This is a genomic window from Lactiplantibacillus sp. ME-2, from assembly GCF_022549155.1.
In the GTDB taxonomy this organism is placed as follows: domain Bacteria; phylum Bacillota; class Bacilli; order Lactobacillales; family Lactobacillaceae; genus Lactiplantibacillus; species Lactiplantibacillus plantarum.
Genome location: NZ_JAKZEQ010000085.1, coordinates 1 through 3,522, shown reverse-complemented (window position 1 = coordinate 3,522; position 3,522 = coordinate 1). Strand labels below are relative to the sequence as shown.

The window sequence follows — 3,522 nt, the reverse complement described above, 5'->3', positions numbered from 1 at the left end:
ACATAGTAAAACCCCCAAGGTTAGATTTGGTGTCCAACCTTAGGGGTTCACTTTAGTTTGGTCGATTTTTTTATTGTTTGTTGTTAGTAGTTCCTTGAGCGGTAGTTAAGTCTAATGCAGTCCAAAAAGCACCATCACGCTAAAGCAGTGATGGTGCTTAATTTAGATGGCCCATTAAACTTAATTAGGCTAATGCACCCATTGGATCCCAAGGTGCTAAAACAGTTGGTTCTTCGGCTTGGGCTGCCTTTAAGTCATCGGACAAGAATTCCTTGTTAACAACAACTTGGTAGCAGTATTCGTCCATCCAAGCATCGCTCATGACGAAGAAGCCCTTAGTCCCAACTTTGTCGCCCCAGCTATTTTCAACCTTCCACTTAGTTGGTTGGCCGTCAACGAGGTCGACACCGGTGATAACCATGGCGTGGGTCATCAGACTTTCGCCGTAATCAAGACGTTCAGCCTTCGACATTGAAAGGTCAACGTCGAATAATTCATCTTTACTGTAGACATCGGTAGCCATGACCCCTTTTTGGCGGTCGGAGGATTGACCAACATCACAACCAAACCAGACACTTTGGCCAGCTTGTAATTGCTTGATGGCCAATTGCTTGAAGTCGGCCATAGACACGTTCAAATGTTTGACTTCACGGCCACCTAAGACGTTACCTAACATTTCAATCGTGTAGGTATGGTTATAAGGCTTGTCGTCGGTTGGGGCGTTGATGATTGAAACGTAATCGTCCAAATTCCAGCCAACGTACTTTTCGAAGAAGCTTTGTGGCGTCAAGTTTTGGTCGATGTGGTATTGTTTCTTATCATCACGATATTCCCAGTCAAAATGTGAAACGGGTTCGCCAAAGGCATAGGCTAACATGCGATAGACTTCGTTTAACATTTTTTCTTTGCGTTCTTGAATCGCGTCGTCACTAGTTCCGGCAGCCACTAGTTCACGTAATTCAACGGCATCTTTACGTAACTTTAAGTTAAGTGTGCTGTTGATTTCAGCCGATTTTGAACTGTTGTAAGTTTCAGGCATGACACTCTTAGGCACGATACCGTACTTCTGAATAATGGCAACGAGCATATCCCATTGGCCACCATCTTGTTGTGGCGTGGTCATCAACCAAGCAACTTTACGGCTGCTAGTTGGTTGGTCAGCGGTTGCCAACACGTTTTCATAGAAATAGTTCGCTTTTTCGAACTTATCCCAGAAAAAGGTGTAGTTTTGTGATAGTTCGAAATGTTTCAAGTTGAATTTTTCAGCTAATGAATGCCGCATCGTGTTTAAAGCGGCGAACATCCAGCAACGGCCACTTTGCTTTTGGTTCGCAACGTCACCTGTATCCAAATCAATGGAAAATACTGGTGTGGTTTGGCTCATGGCCTGAATATTTTGACTGCTTGCTAAGATACCGTTCTTAGTGACACTACGTTCGATGACTTTTGCTTCGGGACGTTGGTCCAAGTCGGCTTGAAAGTTAGCAATTTGGTTCATACTGATTGCTTTACTCAAAAGATCACTCTCCTTTAATCTAATTCTAATTGTATCGGTTTATGACGGGTGGGGCAAGCGGGGAGTCGCACAAAACTATGGTCGTGCTTCGATAACCTCGGGACCATTGGCATGACCGACAATGACAGTGTTGACCATGTCTAAGAACAGGCCGTGTTCAACCACACCAACCATGTGAATTAAATCTTCGGCTAAAGCGTGGGGATCCGTGATTGGGTCGATGTGTAAATCGATGATAATATTATTAGAATCGGTCCGGACGAGTTCATCGTTGACTTTACGGAATACTGGGTTATAGCCCCGGGCAGCCATTTTTTCAAAGACATGTTGGCTGCCGTAAGGAATCACTTCAACGGGTAAGCCAAAGGCACCTAATTGATGGACCATTTTGCTTTCATCAACAATCCACATGACTTTATCAGAATTGATGGCAACGATTTTTTCGAAGAGTAAGGCGGCGCCACCACCCTTAATGCCTTGGAAATCATCGGCGATTTCGTCGGCACCGTCGATCGTTAAGTCGAGATGGTCGACTTCGTCAACGGATTTCATCGGGATACCGAGCGCCTTAGCTTGGGCAGCGGTTCGGTCGGAGGTTGAGACGCCGACAATGTTTAAATGTTCATTTTTGACCCGTTCACCCAGAGCATCAACCATGAATTTAACGGTTGAGCCGGTTCCGAGGCCGACCTGCATGCCGTCTTGAATGTATTCAACGGCTTTTTGACCAACAAGTTGTTTTAACTGATCCTGATTCATAATATGAATTACTCCTTTGATTGAGAACTAGTGACTAATACGTCGGCAGCTTCAGGGTGCCGATCAAAGTAAGCCTTAGCGTAGGTACACAGTGGCTGAATACGTTTGTGTTCAACTCGAGCGGCGTCAATAATGGCTTTGGTTAATTGGCCGGCAATGCCCTGATGACCAAAATCGTCACGAACAAAGGTATGTTCAATGACCCAGGTCTGATCATTATTGATGGCGGGGAAGGTAATTTCACCAGCCAACTTGCCGTGATCGTCATTAAAATAAAAGCGGTGTGCTTCACGCGTGAATTCCATTGATTTCACCACCTTGTAAAGGGTTTTATATCTACCGTAATTAAACCGGTAATTGCCCGTTTTGTCAACGAAACTTCTATAATAAAAGTATGGTAAAATGTGAACACTAAATTAATGTTGAGAAAGTAGGAATTTGAAATGGCACGGGGATTTGAAATTGTAAGTCAATACGCGCAGGCGGGGTTACATGTACCTTACCGCACTACCAAGCAAGCAGCTGGCTATGACTTCGAAGCGGCGGAAGATTTTACGTTACCGTCAATTTGGAAAATGAACTTTATCAAAGTACTTTGGCAAATACATCATGGTGAAACGAGTTCTGCAGCCGATTTGGATGCGGCGGCTAAAGTCCTTAAACCATGGCTTGTTCCAACGGGTATTAAGGCATTTATGAATGATGGCGAATACTTACTATTAGCCAATCGTTCCAGCAACCCCTTGAAGCGTAACTTGATTCTACCGAATGGGATTGGCGTCATTGACGCCGACTACTATAACAATCCCAAGAACGAAGGTGCGATTTTCGTCCAATTAATCAACATGGGGATTCGCGACGTTCACATTAAAAAGGGTGAACGCATTGCCCAAGGGATTTTTACCCCTTATCTGACTGTTACGGATGAAACGAATGTGACAACGACACGTTCTGGGGGCTTCGGTTCGACCAATAAATAGGAAATAATAAAAAATCGGTAAAGCCAAGGTGATTTAAAGGCTTTAATGATTAATAATGGTAAAATAAACTTATACCCATAGCATGAAAATGACGATCCAGTTAATTGAGTTTGATTGATTATTTAAGTCTGCATCGTACTGGCTGGTTGTTTAGTAAGAATCATGATTAAAAGGTGCCAATTAGATAGATTTCTGTTCGTCAGCAATGACTATCCTATTCCGACCTCCGGGGCTGGGTGACAATTGCTGGAACGTAAGCCGACGTCG

The 3,522-nt window shown here is 43.9% G+C and carries 4 protein-coding genes; 1 reads left to right on the top strand and 3 read right to left on the bottom strand.

Going from position 1 to position 3,522, the window contains the following annotated elements:
• Window positions 1-184: 184 nt before the first annotated feature.
• The 3 genes from MMY95_RS15245 to MMY95_RS15235 form a co-directional block, all read right to left on the bottom strand.
• Complete coding sequence (locus MMY95_RS15245) at window positions 185-1,516, bottom strand: C1 family peptidase (RefSeq protein ID WP_053267376.1); 1,332 nt, start codon at window positions 1,514-1,516, stop codon at window positions 185-187.
• A 75-nt stretch (window positions 1,517-1,591) separates the two neighbouring features.
• Window positions 1,592-2,275 (bottom strand): ribose-5-phosphate isomerase RpiA, encoded by a 684-nt coding sequence (gene rpiA, locus MMY95_RS15240; RefSeq protein ID WP_053267375.1) that lies wholly within the window; start codon window positions 2,273-2,275, stop codon window positions 1,592-1,594.
• An 8-nt stretch (window positions 2,276-2,283) separates the two neighbouring features.
• Window positions 2,284-2,580, bottom strand: a complete 297-nt coding sequence (locus MMY95_RS15235; protein WP_053267374.1) for a GNAT family N-acetyltransferase — start codon at window positions 2,578-2,580, stop codon at window positions 2,284-2,286.
• A 138-nt stretch (window positions 2,581-2,718) separates the two neighbouring features.
• Between MMY95_RS15235 and MMY95_RS15230 the strand changes: the two genes are divergently transcribed.
• Window positions 2,719-3,255 carry a dUTP diphosphatase gene (locus MMY95_RS15230; RefSeq protein WP_003640928.1) on the top strand — a complete coding sequence of 179 codons (537 nt, stop codon included), beginning with the start codon at window positions 2,719-2,721 and terminating at the stop codon, window positions 3,253-3,255.
• The last annotated feature ends 267 nt before the right edge of the window (window positions 3,256-3,522 follow it).

Coding starts and splice junctions, on each gene's coding strand:
- rpiA (WP_053267375.1), bottom strand. CDS start 2,275: ATGAATCAGGATCAGTTAAAACAACTTGTTGGTCAAAAAGCCGTTGAA.
- MMY95_RS15235 (WP_053267374.1), bottom strand. CDS start 2,580: ATGGAATTCACGCGTGAAGCACACCGCTTTTATTTTAATGACGATCAC.
- MMY95_RS15230 (WP_003640928.1), top strand. CDS start 2,719: ATGGCACGGGGATTTGAAATTGTAAGTCAATACGCGCAGGCGGGGTTA.